The organism is Pseudobutyrivibrio sp., from assembly GCF_015057185.1.
Lineage (GTDB): Bacteria > Bacillota > Clostridia > Lachnospirales > Lachnospiraceae > Pseudobutyrivibrio.
Genome location: NZ_SVEV01000012.1, coordinates 66,831 through 88,656, shown reverse-complemented (window position 1 = coordinate 88,656; position 21,826 = coordinate 66,831). Strand labels below are relative to the sequence as shown.

General features: G+C 38.1%; 14 protein-coding genes. All 14 read left to right on the top strand.

Annotated features, from left to right (window positions below; all coding sequences use genetic code 11):
• Window positions 1–133: 133 nt before the first annotated feature.
• The 14 genes from E7276_RS06580 (at window position 134) to E7276_RS06515 (ending at window position 21,788) form a co-directional block, all read left to right on the top strand.
• Entirely contained in the window at window positions 134–2,149 is a 2,016-nt protein-coding gene (locus E7276_RS06580; RefSeq protein ID WP_294215316.1) for a diguanylate cyclase, read from the top strand.
• Window positions 2,150–2,174: 25 nt separating this feature from the next.
• A complete protein-coding gene (locus tag E7276_RS06575; RefSeq protein ID WP_294215314.1) occupies window positions 2,175–3,473 on the top strand; it encodes an ATP-binding protein in 1,299 nt (432 codons plus the stop codon).
• A gap of 139 nt (window positions 3,474–3,612) precedes the next feature.
• Window positions 3,613–4,980, top strand: a complete 1,368-nt coding sequence (locus tag E7276_RS06570) for a sodium-dependent transporter (protein ID WP_294215312.1) — start codon at window positions 3,613–3,615, stop codon at window positions 4,978–4,980.
• 172 nt (window positions 4,981–5,152) lie between these two features.
• Window positions 5,153–5,965, top strand: a complete 813-nt coding sequence (locus E7276_RS06565) for a TrmH family RNA methyltransferase (RefSeq protein ID WP_294215282.1) — start codon at window positions 5,153–5,155, stop codon at window positions 5,963–5,965.
• A gap of 18 nt (window positions 5,966–5,983) precedes the next feature.
• Window positions 5,984–8,425, top strand: a complete 2,442-nt coding sequence (locus E7276_RS06560) for an adenosine deaminase (protein ID WP_294215279.1) — start codon at window positions 5,984–5,986, stop codon at window positions 8,423–8,425.
• Window positions 8,426–8,511: 86 nt separating this feature from the next.
• The gene (locus E7276_RS06555) at window positions 8,512–9,393 is read left to right on the top strand and encodes a Uma2 family endonuclease (protein ID WP_294215277.1); all 882 of its coding nucleotides are present in this window, start codon (window positions 8,512–8,514) and stop codon (window positions 9,391–9,393) included.
• Between the two features lie 7 nt (window positions 9,394–9,400).
• Window positions 9,401–10,267, top strand: a complete 867-nt coding sequence (locus tag E7276_RS06550) for a LysR family transcriptional regulator (protein WP_294215272.1) — start codon at window positions 9,401–9,403, stop codon at window positions 10,265–10,267.
• Between the two features lie 147 nt (window positions 10,268–10,414).
• Window positions 10,415–12,358 carry an oxidoreductase gene (locus tag E7276_RS06545; protein ID WP_294215269.1) on the top strand — a complete coding sequence of 648 codons (1,944 nt, stop codon included), beginning with the start codon at window positions 10,415–10,417 and terminating at the stop codon, window positions 12,356–12,358.
• A gap of 468 nt (window positions 12,359–12,826) precedes the next feature.
• The gene (locus E7276_RS06540) at window positions 12,827–14,053 is read left to right on the top strand and encodes an L-lactate MFS transporter (RefSeq protein WP_294215267.1); all 1,227 of its coding nucleotides are present in this window, start codon (window positions 12,827–12,829) and stop codon (window positions 14,051–14,053) included.
• A 211-nt stretch (window positions 14,054–14,264) separates the two neighbouring features.
• On the top strand, window positions 14,265–16,313 hold the full coding sequence (locus E7276_RS06535; RefSeq protein WP_294215265.1) for a methyl-accepting chemotaxis protein: 2,049 nt from the start codon (window positions 14,265–14,267) through the stop codon (window positions 16,311–16,313).
• A 301-nt stretch (window positions 16,314–16,614) separates the two neighbouring features.
• Window positions 16,615–17,457: a BglG family transcription antiterminator LicT gene (licT, locus tag E7276_RS06530; RefSeq protein WP_294215262.1), complete on the top strand. Its 843-nt coding sequence runs from the start codon at window positions 16,615–16,617 to the stop codon at window positions 17,455–17,457.
• Between the two features lie 151 nt (window positions 17,458–17,608).
• Complete coding sequence (locus E7276_RS06525) at window positions 17,609–19,483, top strand: beta-glucoside-specific PTS transporter subunit IIABC (protein WP_294215257.1); 1,875 nt, start codon at window positions 17,609–17,611, stop codon at window positions 19,481–19,483.
• A gap of 38 nt (window positions 19,484–19,521) precedes the next feature.
• Window positions 19,522–20,958, top strand: a complete 1,437-nt coding sequence (locus E7276_RS06520) for a glycoside hydrolase family 1 protein (protein ID WP_294215255.1) — start codon at window positions 19,522–19,524, stop codon at window positions 20,956–20,958.
• Entirely contained in the window at window positions 20,958–21,788 is an 831-nt protein-coding gene (locus E7276_RS06515) for a Cof-type HAD-IIB family hydrolase (protein WP_294215253.1), read from the top strand. Before E7276_RS06520 ends, E7276_RS06515 begins: the two co-directional genes overlap by 1 nt.
• The last annotated feature ends 38 nt before the right edge of the window (window positions 21,789–21,826 follow it).

The following is a 21,826-nucleotide window of genomic DNA, read 5'->3' as shown; positions in this document are numbered from 1 at the left end:
TTTTTGAGTGTATTTTTACTCAAATAGAGATAAAAGTTGTAAAAAGAAAGTGAAAATTCACTAATTTTGTTAATCAAAGACTATAATAGTAATGTAAAAATGTTGAAATCTATGGGGAGACATATACATTTAGATGATTTATTCAGTGGTCAGTGCGTTTGCACTAATAGTTAATTTGATTTTAAATTGGGAATTCTTTAAGGAAGCCAAACTAAGTGAAAAAAATAAAGGTAAAAAGGAAATCGTATCCATTAGATATGGTCAATTTTTGATGGCAGTTAATGGATATTTTGTTGTGGATATTTTATGGGGAATATTATACCAATATCATGAAGTCCCAGCACTTTTTCCTATTTTATATTCAGATACAGTTTTTTATTTTATTTTTATGCTAATGACTATGCTTACATGGGTAAGGTACATAGTGGCATATTTGGACAGAAGTGGACGACTAAGCAAGTTGTTGATTTATAGTGTCTGGATTATGTTTATATTAGGGCTTATATATCTGATGATAAACCACTATCACCGATTTATTTTCGACTTCACTCGCAATCATGAGTATATTGCTGAATCTGGTAGATATATCACATATATTTTGCAGTCGATTTTCTATTTTGTAACATCTATGTATATGTTTCATATTGCATATAAATCAATAGGTCAAAAAAAAGTTCGATATATGGCAGTGGCAACAACTAGCATTATTATGGGTGTATTTCTAGTGTTGCAGACTTTGCTTGTAATTTTTCCATTATATGCCATAGGACTTATGATAGGAATATGCGTTGTACACTCTTTTGGTGATGCTGGCGTAAAAAGAGAGAGAGCAGTTCATGATAATATTGCAGCCACAATGGCTGAGGACTATGAAGTCATATATTACATTTTTATAGAAACAGGAGAGTACCTGGAATTTGCCAAGAGTCAAAAATATATGTCTATGAATGTGCCTACTCGTGGCAAGGACTTTTTTAAGGAGACTATGCATAATCTGGATGATTATGTCTATGAAGATGACAAAGAGTATGCAAGAAGCTTTTACAATAAAGAAACACTGCTAGAAGCACTTGAGGGTAAACGTTCATTTTCATTTAAGTATCGACTTGTAATAGATGGTGAGCCTAGATATTTCTTATTCACAGCAATGCGTACTGGCGATGGACAGTATTTCATTATTTTCATAAAAGATATAGAAGATGAGCTTCAGGCTGAAAAATTGAACAGGGAAAACCAACAAAAGACTGTTACTTTTACACAGATTGCAGAGAGTCTTGCATCTAATTATGATGTTATTTATTATGTGAACATTGAAGATTCTTCGTATGTAAGTTATGGAGTAGACAATGTTTTTGGTCAATTAGAATTGAGCGAGTCAGGTGATAATTTCTTTGAAGAATGCTACGAGAATATCCCAAAGGTTATTCATAAACAAGACAGGGATATGCTTTTAGAATTTATTAATAGAGATAATATGATTTCTGCTCTTGAAATTAGTAAAGGAGATACAATAGATTATAGAACGTTGGAAAACAATAAGCCACACTATACACGCATGAAAGTGCGCAAGACTAGCGACGGAACTCATTTCATTATTGCAATAGAGAATATTGATGATGAAGTTAAGCGAGAAAAACTTCACCAAAAGGAATTAAATAATGAAAAGGAGCAGGCAAGGCGTGATGAATTAACTGGCATCAAGAACAAGAAAGCCTATAAAGAGTTGGAAGAATCAGTACAGGCAAATCTGGATAGCGGTATGGATTACTTGCCATTTGGACTTGTTGTCAGCGATGCTAATAATTTGAAAAAGATAAATGACACTTTAGGCCATGCGGCAGGTGATGAATATATTAAAGCATCTGCCAAGCTATTATGCGATACATATGTTCATAGCCCGGTATTTAGAATTGGCGGCGATGAATTTGTGGTATTCATACGTGGTAATGATTTTAAAGCGAGACATGAGTTGTTAAATAAACTTCGCAGTCAGGTTATAGAGAATCAAAAAAGTGGTAATGGACCTGTGTTGGCTTGTGGAATGGCGGAATACGAGCCTGAAAGAGATACTCTGGTTTCTCAGATTTTTGAACGTGCTGATGGCGAAATGTACAAGAACAAAAAGTATTTAAAAGAAGAAGTGAAATAGTTAACAGATAAGAAGAGGCGAGAATATGTACGAAAAAATTTCAAGACTACTAATGTATGGTGATTTGACAGAAGAGAGTATTCTTTATCAGTTGGGGCGGGCAATTGATAAGGTAGAAGCAGGCGAGTTCAATAAACGAGAGATAACCAGAGAAATCAATGCTATTTCTAAGCAGCTTCTCATGCTTGCTACAGATTATGGATTTGATGACAATTTATGGCATAACTACATAGCCTATTACATTATCACAAACGAAAATCCTTTTTCGCTTGTTACTGAAAAAACAGAGGTAAAGCCTGGTTCAGTTAACTATCTAGTTGAAAACGATTTTAAGATATTAAAAGAGATTTTTGATTACGATTTTTCAACTATAGAAAAGGAATTGGAGATTGGCTCTTTTTCTGTTTTTACAAATTACAGTGCCGTTAAAAAGAATCAACAAATGTACAATCGAAGTGTAAGTGAAAAGGTTCGTACACTTTCTAAGTCCCTTGAGGATGCCAAGGATGAAAAAGATTTCTTTACCGTAATTACGGATTTCTACAAGGCATATGGTGTAGGAATGTTTGGCCTTAACAAGGCATTTAGAATCGAAGAAACGGGAAATAATGATATTGTATTTGTCCCAATTAACAATATGGACGAAGTTGTTCTAGATGATTTGATTGGATATGAATATCAAAAGCAGCAATTAATTGCTAATACCGAGAGCTTTGTTAACGGTAAAAAAGCCAATAATGTATTGTTGTTTGGCGACAGTGGTACAGGTAAATCTACTAGCATCAAGGCTATTGTTAACCAGTACTATGATAGAGGACTTAGAATGATAGAAATCTATAAGCACCAGTTTAGATATCTATCAAAAATTATAGCCAGCATTAAGAATAGAAATTATAAGTACATAATCTACATGGATGACTTATCTTTTGAGGAACATGAAATTGAGTACAAATTTTTGAAGGCTGTAATAGAAGGTGGTGTAGAGACAAAACCTGATAATATTTTGATTTATGCTACCTCTAATAGACGTCATCTCATAAAAGAAACGTGGAATGATAGAAATGATCAGACTAATACTGATGACAGACATCATTCTGATACAGTTGAAGAGAAGCTTTCATTGGTACATCGTTTTGGAGTTACCATTAGCTACTCTAAGCCAATGCAAAAAGAGTATATCGAGATTGTTCTAGGTCTTGCAAAACGAGCAGGAATTGACATGCCAGATGAGGAAATAATAGCAAAAGCAAAGGTATGGGAAATGGAGCAAGGTGGTCTTTCAGGTAGAACGGCCCAACAATTTATTAATCACTTGCTTGGATAAAAATTAATACAAAATTAAACTTTTAGCTCTAAGATACTTTCTTAGAGCTATTTTTTTTGCTATACTAAGTGAGTGCAATTTAGCAGCCTAAAGTCATAAAGCATTAAATTGCTAAAGTAATACTCGGAGGGAGAATAAATTGAAACAAGGTAATCGCGGTAGTTTTTCAGGAAAAATTGGATTCGTGCTCTCAGCCGCAGGAGCATCAGTTGGTTTGGGAAATATTTGGAGATTTCCATATCTTTGCGCAAAATACGGTGGAGGTATTTTCTTAATTGTATATGTAGTTTTGGCATTAACATTTGGATATACGATGATTGTGGCTGAGACAGCTATTGGCCGTTATACAAATAAAAGTCCTGTAGGAGCATTTAATACATTAAGTAATAACAAGCTAATGACTTTGGGTGGATGGATTAATGCTATTATCCCAATATTAATCGTTCCTTATTATTCTGTAATTGGTGGATGGGTATGCAAATATCTATTTGAATATATCAGAAATGATGCATCTGTAATGGCGACTGATACTTTCTTTACAGATTTCATAACAAACGGTGCTGAGTCTGAAATATGGTTTATCGTATTTTCGATTTTAGTATTGATAGTTATTTACATGGGAGTAGAAAATGGTATTGAGCGTGTTTCTAAATTTGTTATGCCATTACTTGTATTACTTGCAGTAGTAATCTGCGTATATTCTGTTACAAGACCAGGTGCTTTTGCAGGTGTAAAATATCTTTTCATTCCTGAATTTGAGAACTTTTCAATTATGACTGTTGTTACAGCCATGGGGCAGATGTTTTATTCGCTTTCTATTGCTATGGGTATTCTCATTACCTTTGGTTCCTATGTTAAAAAGGAAGTAAGTATTGAGGAGTCCACAAAGCAAGTAGAGATTTTTGATACAGCTATCGCTATCATGGCCAGCCTTATGATTATTCCAGCTGTTTTTGCATTTACAGGTGGTGATGAGACTACACTTAAGGCCGGACCTTCACTTATGTTTATCACTATGCCAAAGATTTTTGCTAGCATGGGATTTGGTAGAGTAATCGGTATTGTTTTTTTTGCATTGGTATTGTTCGCAGCAGTAACAAGTGCTATTGCTTTGACTGAGAGTGCTGTATCTACATTCTCAGATGAGTTCCAGTGGGATAGAAAAAGAGGCGTTAATATTATGGCTGCAATTATGATAGTCCTTGGAAGTCTATCTTCATTAGGAAATGGACCACTTTCAGGTGTTAAAATTATTGGAATGCAGTTTTTGGATTTTTTTGATTTCCTTACAAACTCAATTATGATGCCAATTGCAGCCATTGCCACATGTATTCTTGTTACAAAGTTCATGACTGTGGAGAAGCTCGAGGCAGAGGTTGAGCAGGAAAATCATCCATTTAAACGAAAGGCTATTTTTTCATTTATGATTAAATTCCTTTGCCCATTGTTTGTTGTCATAATTCTTGTCAGTGCAATACTTAACGTATTGGGAATTATTCAAATGTAAAGCATTGAGCTTGCCGCAAGGCAGGCTCTTTTTTTAAATAGGGGCAATTATTTAACATAGAGCCCTTTTTGTTTTCTTGCTAGGTAATCTAACTTCTTTAGCAAAGTTTTCTATTATTTTGGTATAATGAAAGAAATTATTCAGGAGTATAGATTTAACAGGATTTTGATGAATGAAAATAATAATTAATGATATAAATGATGAACGAGTAGATGTTTTTACAAAGTACAATGAGGCTCAGCTTTATCATTATTTCGAGCCGAATGGTGGGGTGTTTATAGCTGAGACACCAAATGTTATTGAAAGAGCCATTAATAGAGGATGCGAGCCACTTGCCTTTCTCATAGAAGAAAAGGCATATGAAACAGAGGTGGTACAGAGCCTTTTGGCTACTGTTGATGCTGATATAGATTTTTTTGTAGCGCCTCTTAATGTAATTAATAAAATTACTGGATTTAATTTAACAAGGGGAGTGCTGGCCGCCTTTAGAAGACCACAGCTTCCAGAAGTAAGAGAATTGCTTGAAGCATCAACCAAAATAGCTATTCTTGAGGATGTAATGAATCCAACTAATGTTGGCGCTATTTTTAGATCTGCAGCTGCACTTGGAGTTGATGCAATCTTTCTTACTCATGACTGTGCAGATCCATTTTATAGGAGAGCAGCACGTGTAGCTATGGGTACTTCATTTCAGGTACCATGGACCTATTTTGAGAAGGGAATTTGCTATCCAGACAAATTGCATGAGGCTGGATATTCTATTGTTTCAATGGCATTAAAAGAAAATGCCATACCACTTTCTTCAGAGGAGTTGAAGAAACCTGAAAAAATAGCTATTATATTTGGAACTGAAAGTACGGGAATAAAGGATGAAACATTAGAGAAAAGCGATTTTGTCACTATTATTCCTATGCATCATGATGTGGATTCCCTCAATGTTGCAGCGGCTTCTGCAGTGACTTTTTGGGAGTTATGTGGAAAATAAAATGCTGAGGTTATTTGAATGACATATTTTACATGCTTTTTTTTAGATAATGAAAAGGATATTATTGTAAATCTATATAAGGATTTGGATAAGATGTTTTTTGTGCTAAAGACACCAAATCATGGCACAGGCAATCTTATTAGAAATATTGCCAAGATTTGCAATTTGCCTCTTACAGAGGATGAGGATAAAATGCTCATCATTGAGGGGGAGGTTCCATGCTTTATAGATGGCAGCAACAGAGAAAGCTATGTTTTCATGTTGCGAGATACTGAGGTTGCAAGCATTTATCCTGATGGCACAGTTGAGGTAAAGGCTACCATACCAGCCATCGCAAAGACTCTTATGAGTCAGACAAAGGATTTTGTCCTACCTGTGGATAAAACTATTTTTAAAACGTATATACGTAGAGAACTCAAATTCAGAGCAGATTTACACACTCATATGAATGGTAATTTGTCTGGTGATGTGCTTATTGCGTTAGGTATTTCTCATCAAATCAGATATCCGCTTTATTATGTAAAAAAGCTTGATTTGAAGCTTACAGAGCTTCAGTGGCAGCGCCTCAATGAGCAGCGCGAAAAGGTTGCAAAACAGTTCGTATCCTCTGGACTTCAGGGCAAGTATCTAGACAGAAGAATTAACGATAATACCTTCATCAATTTCGCAGATTTAATTCTTAATAACATGGACAATGCAGAGGAGAATATAGTCAAAATAAGGGGTTCTCTTGCTGTAATCAAAGATGGACAGGCCGTATTTACGAATTTGGAAAAGGTATATCTTTATCGTTATGTTTTCTGCAAGGGTGCTGAAAGTGAGTATAAAATTGACCTTTCAAAGGTTGATATGATTCCAGATGAGGATGTGAAAAATTCACTTCGTCAGATGATTCGAGATAAGGAAAATCCTGCCTACTGTAATAATACAATTTTCCAGGATAAGCTTCTTTGGATTGCTAGAAGCTATAAAAAGCAAGGTATATATTATGCGGAGATAAGTGATACAACTCTTGTAAAAAAATACGAATCTCTTGAAATGCTTCGTCAAACTCACGCTGTTATGCCAAGCATTTATAAGGAAACAGGAGTTATGATCCGTTTCCTCGCAGCTATGCGACGTATTCCTCTTACAATTATCAAGGATGCGGTTACACCAGAAAATTATTTGGAGCAGAATCTTGAGGTGCTTAAAGCTACAGCCCTTGATCCTTATGTTGCAGGTTGCGATTTTGTAGGTGAGGAGATTAACGACATAATCACACTGAAGCCTGCCTTCAAGGAAATTTGCAAGATAGCAGCAGCTGACCCAAGCTTTGTTATACGCGTGCATGCCGGAGAGAATGATAGTCAAAAGGATAATATAGCTCATTCTATAGAGTGTGTAAGAGACTCCTTGGCACCAGGTCAGCCTATGCCAAAGATGCGATTGGGTCATGGACTTTATACCTACAGTCCAACTAGTAAAAAGGGGCGCGAGGCTTTAAAGCAGCTTAAGGATAATAATGTTGTACTTGAATTCCAAATTACAAGTAACGTGCGTCTAAACAATTTGAATACTCTGGAAAAGCATCCATTGAAGACATATTTGAAGCAGGGAATTGCCTGTGTTCAGGGTACTGATGGTGCAGCCCTCTATGGAACCAATGCCATAGATGAGCAGTTGTCATTAGAGAAAATGATTGGACTTTCCGATTCAGAGCTCAAGCTTATGCGTGATGCGGAGAGGCAGATTATCGAAGACAGCCAGAAGGCCTATTCTCAGAAGAAGGCAGCCTTTGAGAAAATGCTTGGTGACAGGGAAATAGAGGATGTGCTTCTTGAAAAGATGCAGACTGTAAAGATATCTAAAGGAAAGTCAAAGGCTGTAGAGGGGCTTGATGCCAATACAGAGCTAAAAGAGCAAATTTTAGAGATTACATGGGATAGATTACCAGTTGTATTACTGGGAGGAAGTTTCAATACTGAGAATAGATCTACAAAGCCTAGTGCAAATGCTACAAAGCAAATTGATGAGTTATTAGAGTATCTTAATCCCGAAGAGGTTTGCTTCGTAATTGGTCATAAGCTAGCAGGATATGAGAAGTATCTACTTGAACACAATGATAAAGGCTTTAGAATTTATTCTTTTGTGCCAGCTGTAATTACAAAACAAGAGGCTAAAAAGATAAAGGAAGCTGGTGTCAAGGTACGTGTTTCCCCTGAGTCTCAAGGAATGGGAATTTATAAGAGTTTTAATTACGAGATTTTCGAGAGACGTCCTTCCATGGTTATTGCTTTTGATGGAAACAGTGCAGCTACTAATCTTATCCAGGAAGCTAAAAATGGAAAGGGACAATCGTCTATTTTCGTATGGTCAGGTTCTAAGAATCTGATGCAAAAGGCTAAGTCTCTTCAGGGATATGTTCATTCCTTTGGTGGGGATAATAGCTTAGTGGATTCAATTTCAGAAGTTTTATAAATAACATAGATTTACCCAAATACGGGTAAATAGTGTTGACTAAAAGAAACCCTCCGCATATAATGAAGATGCGGAGGGCTATTTTTATGGATTATTTAGCTGAATTAAAAAATCGCAAAAAAGAATTGAAAATGACTACGGCAGAGTTAGCCGATAGGGCGGATTTACCTGTATCTACTGTCAGCAAAATAATGACTGGAGAGACTAAGAATCCATCCTATGTCACAATAGAAACAATTGACAGAGTGCTTGCACATGAAGAAATGTGTCGTAGAGTATATGCCTATTTCAAATTATTGAGAGAATACCTTGATAAGCACCCTGATGAGACTGTTGATCAGATAGAGTTTGAGAAAAAATTTAGACGAGAAAATGATGTTTCATTTTCAAAGGATTCTGGTGAATTGACAAATGGTAATCTTGCAATTGATAAAGAGAGATTAAATGTTGAGTTTTTACATGAGATAGATGAGGACAAGCAAATTGAGCTTATTAACGGACATCTAATTTATAACGAGGCTCCTAATCTAAAGCATCAGATGATAGTTCAAAATGTGGGCAGAATTATTGATGATTTTATTAGATTTAACAATGGCAAATGTCGAATGTTTAATGTAGGTGTAAACTTATATTTTGATGAAGATGATAATTCATTATTAATTCCTGATGTTGTTGTGTTATGTGACGATATAAAGCTTTCCGAGTCAGGGATTATAGGACCACCAGACTGGATTATCGAAGTGGTTTCAAGGAGTACCAGAAGGGTAGACTATAATGAAAAGATGCACAAATACATGGGAACTGGAGTCAGGGAATACTGGATTGTAGACCCTGAGAAGGAGAGAGTCACAACCTACATAGAGGGAGAGCCTATGATGGCTTACGTTTATAGTTTTGATGATGAGATTCCGGTGTATATCTATGATGGCAATCTTAGTATATGCATTAATGACGTTTTAAGGAGATGAGATTATATTGGATATAAAAGATATTCGCTCATTTATGGAGTGCTATGAGGCAAGAAGCATAAATAAAGCAGCAAAAGCCCTTTTCATTACCCCTCAGGGATTGGGAAAGATTCTTGACAGATTGGAACATGAGCTTCAAATAAAATTATTTGATAGAACTAAGCAGGGATTGGTTCCAACAGAAGCAGGTGTTTTCTTCTATGAAAAAGGTTTGAAACTTTTAGCAGAGAATCAAGAGCTTGAGCAAGGCCTAGAGTCTCTCAGAAAGAAAAATGATATTTTTAATGTGGGATATTCCTGCGGCTTAATTCGTATGCTTCCCATGAAAAAAATAGAGCAGTTTCAGGGCGCAATCGGAAAGACAGAACTTGTATTAGAGGAAGGGTCTAATCCAGATATAAAGCAAAAGTTAGTAGATGGACAGTTGGAGGTGGCACTGGTTATTGGTCGTGTTGCGGCCACAGGGTTTATTGAAAAGGAAATAGACAGTAAGTCTATGTGTGCTGTAGTACCAAAGGGGCATAAGTTCTTTGGACTAGAAAGTCTAAAGATAATGGATTTAAGGGGAGAGCATTTGATAAGTCTCAATGAGAAATATCAGTCATATGCAAATCTTATAAACTCTTGTGAGAGAGAGGGCTTTTATCCTGATATTCGTATAAAAACAATGGAAGCAGCCATGATTTATGAATTTGTTCAGGAAGGGTATGGCATAGGTATAGACGTAGATATACATAACAAGGATATGATTGCAAAGGATATAAAACTCATTCCAATTGTTGATGGGATACCATGGAATGTATATGTTGCATATCCAAAAGAAAAAGAGCACGATAAAAACTTGCAGCAGTTTAGTGAAATACTAATAAAATAGACTGAAATACATATAAAGAAACAGCAGGTGTAAACAAATTGTTTGTACCTGCTATTTTTTTGTTGATAGAACGGAAAATAGAGGCATGTTAAAATATTATCAAGTTAAGTGTTAAGAATTTAACAATCAAAGGAGGAAATTAGGAATATGGAGAGAAAATATCCAAATCTTACAAGCCCTATTACAGTTGCCGGTGTTACATTTAGAAACAGAATGTTCTCAGCTCCTATGGGTGGAACAGATATTACAAATGATGGTTGTATCGGACCAAAGTCTACAGCCTTCTATGAGCTTCGCTCAAAGGGTGGCGCTGCCGCTGTTACAGTATCAGAGTGCATGGTACATGAATCAGACGGAAGCCACGCTTATAGATTAAATCCAGCTATTTTAAATTCACTTGCATGTGCTACATATACAGCAGATGCAATCAGACGTCACGGCGGAATGCCTTCACTTGAGCTTTCACATTCAGGAATGTTTGCTGGCACATACATGACTGATAAGTCAAAGCAGAAGAGCCTCAAGCAGTGGGGCCCTATGGACACAGTTAGACCTGACGGCATAGAAGTTCAGGGAATGACAAAAGAGATGATCGATGAAATCGTAAAGTCTTACGGTGACGTTGCTGCTATGGCAAAGCGTGCTGGATTCGAGATGATTATGGTTCATGGTGGTCATGGTTGGTTAATCAACCAGTTCCTTTCACCACTTTTCAACCAGAGAACTGATGAGTACGGCGGATCATTAGAGAACCGTTGCAGACTTGCAAAGGAAATTCTTACATCTATCCGTGAGGCAGTAGGTCCACGTTTCCCAATCGAATTTAGAATGTCAGGCTCTGAGTTCTGTGAAGGTGGTTACGGTATCGAAGAGGGTATCGAGATTGCAAAGCAGCTTGAAGATTATGTTGATATTCTCCATGTTTCAGCTGGTACTTACCAGAAGACATTTGGTATCACTCATCCTTCTATGTTTGAGGAGCACGGACGTAACGTATTTCTTGCAGCAGAGATTAAGAAGCACGTGAAGGTACCTGTAGCTACAATTGGTGGTCTTAATGATCCAGCACAGATGGAAGAAATTATCGCTTCAGGTAAGGCTGATATCGTATATATGGGCCGTGCACTTCTTGCAGATCCATACCTTCCACAGAAGGTTACAGAGAACCGTGATGATGAAATCGTTCGTTGCTTAAGATGCTTTACATGTATGGCAGAGCGTGCAGCTACATCTACACGTCGTTGTACAGTTAACCCACTTATCGGTCGTGAAATCGAAGGTGATGAGGTTAAGCCAGCTCCAGTTAAGAAAAAGGTTCTTGTTGCAGGTGGTGGTCCTGGTGGACTTTATGCTGCATATACAGCTGCTCGTCGTGGACATGAGGTTATTCTTTGCGAGAAGGAGTCTGAGCTTGGCGGAATTCTTAAGAGTGAGCAGGCTATTTCATTCAAATATGAAATGTATCAGCTTACAGGCACATATGAGAAATTAGCTCGTGATGCGGGAGTGGAGATTCGTCTTAACACAGAGGTTACTAAGGAGTACGCTGAGAAGGAAAATGCTGACGCAATCATTATTGCTGTTGGTTCTACACCACTTGTTCCACCAATTCCAGGCCTTGATGGCGACAATGTAGTTATCGTAAACAATTACTACAAAGAAAAGGAAAAGGTTGGCGACAACGTAGTAGTTATGGGTGGCGGACTTGCTGGTTGCGAGTGTGCAGTTCACCTTGGACAGGAAGGAAAGAAAGTATCTATCATCGAGATGAGAGATGCTCTTGCTCCTGATGCAAATGTAAGACATCGTCCTTTACTCTTACAGCAAATTGATAAATATGTTAATGTAAATACTGGCCTTAAGGCTGTTAAGGTCACAGCTGATGGTGTTCTTTGCGAAGATAAAGATGGCAAAGAAGTTATGGTTGAGGGCTCAAGCGTAATCTGTGCACTTGGACAGCGTTCACGTACAGACGTAGTAAATGAACTTCTCAACGCAGCACCATTTGTACGTGTAATCGGAGATGCCGCAAAGGTTTCTACAATCACCAACGCAGTATACTGGGGATATCACGCAGCCCTTGACATTTAAATACTACGTCTGTTACGACTACAAGCCTTAGGTATCTCAGCTCGACTAACATGTCTCGCTTGAGACACCTAAGAGCTTGTAGCCTACAGACTTAGGCTGTGAATGCCTCGTCACGCATACAAGCCTGAGTGTCACTTCGCTCCGCTATAAACGCGTCGCGCAAGTAACACTCAGAGCTTGTTTTCTACGAGGCAGCGTAATTTGCAATAAAATGCAAGGACTGCGCAATATACAGAAATGATTTGCGATTCACTTGGATTAACATACATATTATAAAATTTAGGTGAGCTGGGTTTTTAGAATAATACATATATCTATAATGAGCCCTTGATGAGCCATCCCTACTTAGATGGTACCAAAGGTAGCATCTTATGTAGGGCAATGAGCGAATAAGAGCGAAAGCGTGGCGAATGGAGATATATGGATTGTTCATAGAAACCCAGCGGACCGATATTCAGGAGAGAAATTATGAATTTAGACAAGAAGAGATGGATTATTTTAATTGCAGCATGTTTCATTAACATCTGCTTGGGATCAATTTATGCATGGTCAGTGTTCTCGCCAGAGATGGCAGGCCACTTAAGTGCATTGACAGGAAAGACACTTACTCCTGGTGATCTTGCTATCGTATATACGATTGCAAACTCTGTAGGACCTATCACGATGATTTCAGGTGGTTGGTTCAATGATAAAATCGGACCTAAGAAGGTTATCCTTGTAGGTGGTATTATGTGGGGACTTGGTATGTTCCTTTCAGGCTTCGCTACAAGCGTTTCATTCTTAATTTTTACTTATGGTATTATTGGCGGTCTTGGTCTTGGAATGGCTTACGGTAGCACAATTTCTACATGTGTTAAGTTCTTCCCAGACAAGAGAGGACTTATTGGCGGTATCACAACTGCAGTTTATGGACTTAGTTCTGTAATCCTTCCACCAATCGTTACAGCTATCATGAGAAGCTCTGATGTTACATTTGCATTCAAGGCTGTAGGTATTACATTCCTTGTACTTATTGCAGTTTCTTGCCTTTTCCTTGAACAGTGTCCAGAAGGATACAAGCCAGCAGGCTGGGAGCCAGCAGCACAGGCTAGCGGAGCAGCTCCTAAGAACCTTGATTGGAAGGGGATGCTTTCTACACCAGTATTCTATGTAATGCTTCTTCTTCTTACATGTGGTGCATTCTCAGGAATGATGGTTATTTCACAGGCTAAGCCAGTTGCAACACTTATGATTGGTGAGGCTTCAGCTGCACTTGCAGTTTCAGTTCTTGCTCTTTTCAACGCTTTCGGTAGAATCGTAGCAGGTACACTTTCTGATAAAATTGGTCGTATCAACACACTTGCACTTGCATGTGTTCTTGGCGCTTTAGGACTTGGATGCCTCTACCTTACAGGAGAGGGCGCTACAGCTCAGTTCTTCGTGGGACTTTCAGTTGTTGGTGTTAGCTTTGGTTCATTCATGGGTGTATATCCTGGATTTACAGCTGATCAGTTCGGACCAAAGAACAACTCAGTAAACTATGGTATTATGTTTATTGGTTTTGCTCTTGCTGGTTACTTTGGACCACAGATTATGGCAAAGACAGTAGCAGCAAATGGCACATACCAGCAGGCATTCTTAATCGCAGCTTGCATCTCTGTAGTTGGTGTTGTATTCACATTCCTCTACAGAATCTTTGCTAAAAAGGCAAACTAATTATTTCAAGCATTCAAAGGGTGTAGGATTTATCCTACATCCTTTTTTGCATTATAAAGTGTGAATTATGCCACATCACAATATTAAAAAAGTGTGAAATGGAAGAATAATTTGTGAAATTGTGCATACAAATTGTGCAAGGGTGTATGATACATTTAATGACCGTGTAGTAATTTAAATGAAATTATCATAAATCTTGGAGGTGCGTTAGATGGCAAGGGAAAAGAAGCAGCAAGATTCTACAGTAAAGGTTAAAAGGGGTATAGGTAAAACCTTGTTATTAACCTTGCTACCAATTGTTGTGATTGGTATTGCAGGTATTATAGTTTTTATTTCCTATAATGCTAGAGCTGTTATTACAGAGATTTCTCTTATGGATTTGAAAGCTGAAGGAGAATCAAACGCTAAAACTCTAGGTGCTGAGATTCAACAATTAACTGCAAAGGCAGGTCAGTATTGTGATACTTTGGAAAATGTGTATTTTGAAGATCACGATGCTATGCTTAAGTATATAGAGCCTTCTGCAGATTATGATGCTATTGAAAACACAGGAATCTATATTGGATTTTCAGATGATTCTTATTTCTTTGCAAATCATCAGATTCAGCCAGATGATTGGAGACCTACTGAGCGAGGCTGGTACGCGCAAGGAATGGATCAGGAAACCTTCGTTTGCACTGAACCATATATAGATGCCAATAACGGTCAGATTTGCGTTACTTTTGTAAGAAATATAAATTTCTATAATGGAGAATTTGGTGTTGCAGCTATTGATGTATTCTTAACAGAACTTCAGGAGGATGTTAGCACACTAACACCTATGAAGACAGGTGGTTCTATGGTACTTGATGGGGATAGTATTATTTCTTATTTTGATGCTAACCTTAACGGTACTTTAGTATCAGAGTCAGGTAGTAAATATCTTGAAGAAGTAAAGTCATTTGTGGAAAGTGGTTCTGATGAAGTTATTGTCATTAATCAGGATTCAACAAATACAGATTATTACGTTAGTGCAGCCAATATTCCTGGTACAACATGGACACTGATTTCTTCTGTTGCAGTAGATGATGTTATGGCAGATGCTAATCATTTTATGCTGATTTCTCTTACTGTAATGATTTTATTAATAATTGTTATTGTGGCTGTTATCCTTGTTACAATTAACAAAGTTATTACAAAACCAGTCAAAGGTTTGTCTAATAGTATTTTACGTATTTCTGATGGTGATTTCACAACAAAGATGCCAAAGGACAAGGGTGACGAGATTGGACTTATCAGTAAAGAAATGGATCGTTTCGTCCAGATTATGAATGGTGCTATTAGCTCTATTCAAGGTAAGGCTGAGCAGCTCCAAGAGGATTCTGAGACCTCTAAGAATGCTTCAGGCAAGATGAGCACAGAGGCAGGTGACCAATCTGTATCTATGGGACAGATTCAGGAGACTATGGACGATATTTCCAATGCAGTTGGAGAGCTTGCTGAAAATGCAACACATTTAGCACATGCTGTATCTGATTTGACTGATAACGGTAATTCTACTAATGATGTTATGCTTGCTCTAGTAGATCAGGCAAAAATTGGTCAGGAAGATATGACTGAGGTACAGAAGAATATGGCTAGAATTACAGAATCAATGGGTGAGATGAATGATGTAGTTGTAACTGTTGGTGATTCTGCAAAGCAGATTACAGACATTGTTCAGATGATTGATTCTATTGCTGAACAGACAAACCTTCTTTCACTTAATGCTTCTATTGAGGCAGCTCGTGCTGGTGAGGCAGGTAAGGGCTTTGCGGTAGTTGCAGACGAAATTGGAAAGCTTGCCCAAAATTCTCAGGATGCAGCTAAAGAAATCGGAGACATCATTAGACAGATTACAGGCCTTATTTCTGATTTGGCAGAGAAGTCACAGCATAATACCGACTCTATTAATGAGAGTGGAGAAGCGGTAGAAAAGGCTGGTACAAGCTTTAATAAGATTTACGATGACCTGAATAGCGCCGCAGATACTATGAAGAATATGATTAGTATGATGGGTGAGGTAAATGATATTGCATCATCTGTTGCGGCTATATCTGAGGAACAGTCAGCTAGTTCAGAAGAAATCACAGCAACTATTTATACATTAACGGAGAGCGCAAATCAGATTGCGACAGAAAGTCAAGGTGTAGAAACTGTTGCTAACTCTGTTTCTGATTCCGCTCTTGCAATTAATGATGAACTTGCAAGATTTAAAATTGAGTCAGATATTCAAGAGTAAATGAATGAAACGACCACCACTCCAATTTTTGGAGTGGTGGTTTTTAATGGATTTTTGTGAAATGTAAACAAAATGTGTATCATATTATTTGCTATAACGTAAAAAATGGCCTTGGGGGCTTTACATTTGGGGCAAATCTATGTAAAGTAAACATGTAAACAAAACAAGTTCGGGTTGTTACTGTATGGCAGGCAAGACTGAATCGTCCTTTATTCATCCAGGGTGGATGTGTTATTATATATAGGAACGATTTGGTCGTTTTTTATTTTAAGGGAAAATAATTTTAAAGAGAAATGCTAGAATGAAAATTATAAAGATTTTGAATAATAATGCAGCCTTGGCCATCGATGACAAGGGGAATGAAATCGTTTATACCGGGCGCGGTATTTGTTTTCAGAAGAAAACAGGTGATGAGCTTGATGAGAGCAAAATTGAAAAAACGTTCGTCATGGAAAAGCCAAACGAACAGTTTAAACAGCTGGTTTCCGAGATGCCTTACGAACAGATTCAGGTAGCGGATGAAATTATTAAATATGCTGGCAATGTTTTAAATAAGCGCCTTAGCAACAATATTTATATTACCCTTACAGATCACCTTGGATATGCCATTGAGAGAGCAAAAGAAGGTACTGTACTTAGAAACAAACTCCTTTGGGAAATCAAGAATTTCTACAAGATAGAATACAGCATTGGATGTCATGCACTTGGCATGATAAAGGAAAAACTTGGAGTTACACTTCCAGATGATGAGGCAGGGTTCTTTGCCCTTCATATTGTTAATGCAGAGCTTGATGGCAATATGCATCACACACTTGAAACATCAGAAGTAATTAGCGATATTGTTAGTATTGTAAAATATACTTTCAATACAGAGTTGGATGAAAATACACTTTCATATGAGAGATTCATTACTCATCTGAAATACTTTCTACAGCGTGCTGAGAAAAAGGAGTTTTATCCAGCGGACAATGTTGAGATGTTCAACATGATGATTAAAAAGTTTCCAGAGGCTTATAAATGTGCCAGCCGCATCAAAAGCTACATGGAATCAAAATTTCCAAACGAAATTACCGACGAGGAAATGCTTTATTTGACAATGCATATTTCTCGAATTACAGATAGAAGAAATGTAACTAAAGGATAGTTACGGCGTTTGAGTCGGCTAAACCTGTACAGAATATATAGAGGGAGATTCTCTATAGTTTTGTGCGGGTTTTTTTATTTGAATTTTGCAGATCTGTGCGCAGGGTCTGAAAAAGATAAACTATTAATTAAAACAAAGAGAGGTAAAAAAAATGGCAAGCAAATACGATGGATTAGCTCGCATAATCATCCAAAATGTGGGTGGAAAAGACAACATTATTAGTATTACACACTGTATTACTAGACTTAGATTCAAGCTTAAGGACGAGAGCATTGCAAACACAGATATCCTTAAGTCAACAGACGGAATCGTTACTGTTATCCAGTCAGGTGGACAGTACATGGTAGTTATTGGAAACCATGTTCCACAGGTATTCGATGCAGTAGTAAGCGTTGGTCATCTTGAGAGCAAATCAGCATTAGCTGGTGGCGGAGATGAAGAAGGAGAGAAGGTTAAACAGAATCCTTTTAATGCATTCATCAGCATCATCACTAGCGTATTCACTCCATTCCTTGGTGTGCTCTGTGCATGTGGTATTTTAAAGGGTGTATTAGCACTCCTTACAGCTACAGGACTTATGTCAGACGCAGGTTCTACATATACATTCTTGTACTCACTTGGCGACGCAGCATTCTATTTCTTACCACCAATCCTTGGTGTTTCAGCAGCTAAGAAGTTCAAGATTCCTGAGATGGAAGGCTTATTACTTGGACTTGCACTTGTTTATCCATACCTTACAGATGGTGCTCACGCAATCACATCACTCTTCGGTATTCCAGTGTCAATGCCACCTTCAGGAAACTATACATCTTCAGTTATTCCAATCATCGCAGCAGTAGCATTTGCTGGATGGTTTGAGAACAAGATTGTAAAGAAGATTGTTCCAGATACAATTAAGTTATTTGCAGTACCACTTATTACAATGTTCGTAACATACTGCTTGACACTTTTCATCATCGGACCTGTATCAAGCTGGCTTGCAAATATCCTTGCATTATTCTTCAACACAATTAACGAAATCAGCCCAATCCTTATGGGTGCTGTAGTTGGTTTCTTCTGGCAGATACTTGTTATGTTTGGTCTTCATTGGTCACTTGTACCAATCGCATTATCAAACCTTTCAACAGTAGGTCAGGATATCATTCTTGTAGCTATGGTTGGTACAACATTTGCTCAGACAGGTGCTGTTGCTGGTATCTGGCTCAAGACTAAGGACAAGAAGATTAAGTCACTCGCTCCAGCTGCAGTAGTTTCAGGTTTAGCTGGTGTAACAGAGCCTGCTATTTATGGTCTTACACTTCCAAAGAAGGCTCCATTCTTCCGCACATGCGTTATTTCAGGTGTTGCTGGTGCATTCCTTTGCTCAATGGGCGTAAAGGCTTACCAGATGGCTGGTATGGGAATTTTCTCATATCCTGCATATGTAAATTCAGAAACAAAAGACACATCAGCAATGGTGCTTGCAATTATTACAACAATGGTTTGTATGGTAGCTGCTTTCATCGTAGAGTTAGTATTCTACAAGGATGATGCTCCAGCTGCTAAGAAGGAAATTAAGTCAGACGCAACAGTTAACGGCGAGACAATTGCTGCACCTATCAAGGGTGAGGTTAAGGCTCTTACAGATGTAGAGGATCAGGTATTTGCTTCAGAGGCAATGGGTAAGGGTATTGCTATTGTTCCTTCAGAAGGCAAGGTATACGCTCCGGCTGATGGCGAGATTACAGCATTCTTTGCTACAGGTCATGCAATCGGTATTACAACAACTAAGGGTGCACAGGTTATTATCCATGTAGGTATGGATACAGTTCAGCTTAACGGCAAGGGCTTCACTCCAAAGGTTAAGCAGGGCGATACAGTTAAGAAGGGTGATCTTTTACTTGAGTTCGATATGGACTTTATCAAGGGTGAGGGATACTCAGTAGTAACACCAGTTGTTATTACAAACACAACTGCTTATGCAGACGTTATTCCTACAGACGCTAGTTCAGTAGAAATTGGCAATGATTTAATTACATTGTTATAATTTAGATTCAATTTATTAAAAGGAAAGAGAGGCACATAATGAGAACATTTAGAGAGGATTTCTTATGGGGAGGCGCTGTTGCAGCCAATCAATTTGAGGGAGCATGGAATGTAGATGGTAAGGGTGCATCTGTTTCAGATATGTGTACAAGTGGTAGTCACACTAATCCAAAGAGAGTGACAACTACTATCGAGGAAGGAACACTTTATCCTTCACACGAGGCAATTGATTTCTATCATCATTACGAAGAGGACATTGCCCTCTTCGCAGAGATGGGATTCAAGGTATTCCGTACATCTATTAACTGGACAAGAATTTTCCCTACAGGAATGGAGTCAGAGCCAAATGAGGCTGGACTTGCATTCTATGACAAGGTATTTGATTGCTGCAAGAAGCATGGCATCGAACCACTCGTAACAATTTCTCATTATGAGCTTCCTTATGCTCTTGTAGAAAAGTACAACGGTTGGGAAGGCAGAGAGCTTATTGAGTATTTCATGAACTACTGCAAGGCTATCTTTGCTAGATACAAGGGCAAGGTAAAATATTGGCTTACATTTAACGAAATCAATGCTGGAACAATGCCTATGGGCGCTGTTCTTTCAACAGGAACAATAAAGGGTTATTCTGGTCCTATTACAGAAGTACCAGACAATCCACAGGCTAGATTCCAGGCACTTCATCATCAGTTTGTAGCATCAGCTATGGCTGTAAAGTATGCTCATGACAATTATCCTGAGTACAAGATGGGTAACATGATTTGCTTCGTTACATCATACCCAGCAACATGTAATCCAGCTGATCTTATTGCAAATCAGGAGCACATGAGAGAAGTTAACTGGTACTGTTCAGATGTTATGGTTCGTGGTGAGTATCCAGCATACTCACAGAGCATTTGGGACAGACTTGGAGTAACAATCAAGATGGAGCCAGGCGACGAAGAAATCTTAAAGCAGGGTACTGTTGATTTCTATACATTCAGCTACTACATGTCAAATGTCATCAGTGGTGATCCAGAGGCTAATAAGGGTGAGGGTAACCTTATTGCAGGTGGAAAGAACCCATACCTTGAGGCTTCTGATTGGGGATGGCAGATTGACCCACAGGGACTTAGATATTCTCTCAACGAAATCTACGATAGATATCGTATACCTCTCATGGTTGTTGAGAATGGTCTTGGCGCTCGTGATGAGATTGAGGCTGATGGTTCAATCAATGATGATTATAGAATTGATTATCTTAGAAAGCACATTTCAGAGATGAAAAAGGCTGTTGAAGACGGTGTAGATTTAATGGGTTATACACCATGGGGATGCATCGACCTTGTTAGTGCTTCAACAGGTGAGATGGCAAAGAGATACGGTTTCATCTATGTAGAGAAGTATGATGACGGAACAGGTACACTTGCTCGTAGAAAGAAGAAGTCATTCGACTGGTACAAGCAGGTTATCGCTTCTAACGGTGAGACATTATAATGTCAAAAATAATATTTTTAGATGTGGATGGCACATTGGTGGACTATGACAATAGTCTACCTGCCTCCGCAGTAGATGCCATCAGAAAAGCTAGAGCAAATGGTCACAGAGTTTACATTACAACTGGTCGTAGTAAGGCAGAGGTATATGACAATATCTGGGACATTGGCTTAGATGGCATGATAGGTGGAAATGGCAGCTTCGTAGAGTCTGATGATAGGGTGATAATGCATCAGCTGATTACACTAGAGCAGTGTAAACACATTGTAGATTGGCTCCACTCAAGGGGATTAGAATTCTATCTGGAGAGCAATAATGGATTGTTCGCCAGCGAGAATTTTGAGACAGGAGCACTTGAAGCAGTCAGAAAGTATGTTGCTATAAAAGGAAAGGAACAACCTAATGCAACAGTTAGGGAGCTTTTTCCAGGGCTGATATATGGCGGACAGCTTTACAGAGACGATGTTAACAAAGTAAGCTATGCATTAAATTCATATCAGGATTATCTTGATGCTTGCAAAGAGTTTCCTGATTTACAAAATGGTACCTGGGGTGGTGCAGGAGAGTCGGTTCTCTTCGGAGATATGGGTGTTAAAGATATTACAAAAGCTCATGCTATCGATGTACTACTCAATTATTTAGGTGCTGACATTAAGGATACAATAGCTTTTGGCGATGCTCAGATAGACATTCCAATGTTTGAATATTGCAATTACAGCGTTTGCATGGGAAATGGTCGAATAGAAGCAAAAGATGCAGCAGATTATATTACTGATGCTGTTTCTGAGGATGGTCTTTACAATGCTTTTGTTCACTTAGGGTTAATTTAATAATACGGCTCTAAAGAGACTTGTTTCTCTTTAGGGCC

Bases quoted from the DNA above. Each gene is read 5' to 3' on its own strand.
- E7276_RS06580 (WP_294215316.1), top strand. From the start codon at position 134: ATGATTTATTCAGTGGTCAGTGCGTTTGCACTAATAGTTAATTTGATT.
- E7276_RS06575 (WP_294215314.1), top strand. From the start codon at position 2,175: ATGTACGAAAAAATTTCAAGACTACTAATGTATGGTGATTTGACAGAA.
- E7276_RS06565 (WP_294215282.1), top strand. From the start codon at position 5,153: ATGAAAATAATAATTAATGATATAAATGATGAACGAGTAGATGTTTTT.
- E7276_RS06560 (WP_294215279.1), top strand. From the start codon at position 5,984: ATGACATATTTTACATGCTTTTTTTTAGATAATGAAAAGGATATTATT.
- E7276_RS06555 (WP_294215277.1), top strand. From the start codon at position 8,512: ATGGATTATTTAGCTGAATTAAAAAATCGCAAAAAAGAATTGAAAATG.
- E7276_RS06545 (WP_294215269.1), top strand. From the start codon at position 10,415: ATGGAGAGAAAATATCCAAATCTTACAAGCCCTATTACAGTTGCCGGT.
- E7276_RS06540 (WP_294215267.1), top strand. From the start codon at position 12,827: ATGAATTTAGACAAGAAGAGATGGATTATTTTAATTGCAGCATGTTTC.
- E7276_RS06535 (WP_294215265.1), top strand. From the start codon at position 14,265: ATGGCAAGGGAAAAGAAGCAGCAAGATTCTACAGTAAAGGTTAAAAGG.
- licT (WP_294215262.1), top strand. From the start codon at position 16,615: ATGAAAATTATAAAGATTTTGAATAATAATGCAGCCTTGGCCATCGAT.
- E7276_RS06525 (WP_294215257.1), top strand. From the start codon at position 17,609: ATGGCAAGCAAATACGATGGATTAGCTCGCATAATCATCCAAAATGTG.
- E7276_RS06520 (WP_294215255.1), top strand. From the start codon at position 19,522: ATGAGAACATTTAGAGAGGATTTCTTATGGGGAGGCGCTGTTGCAGCC.
- E7276_RS06515 (WP_294215253.1), top strand. From the start codon at position 20,958: ATGTCAAAAATAATATTTTTAGATGTGGATGGCACATTGGTGGACTAT.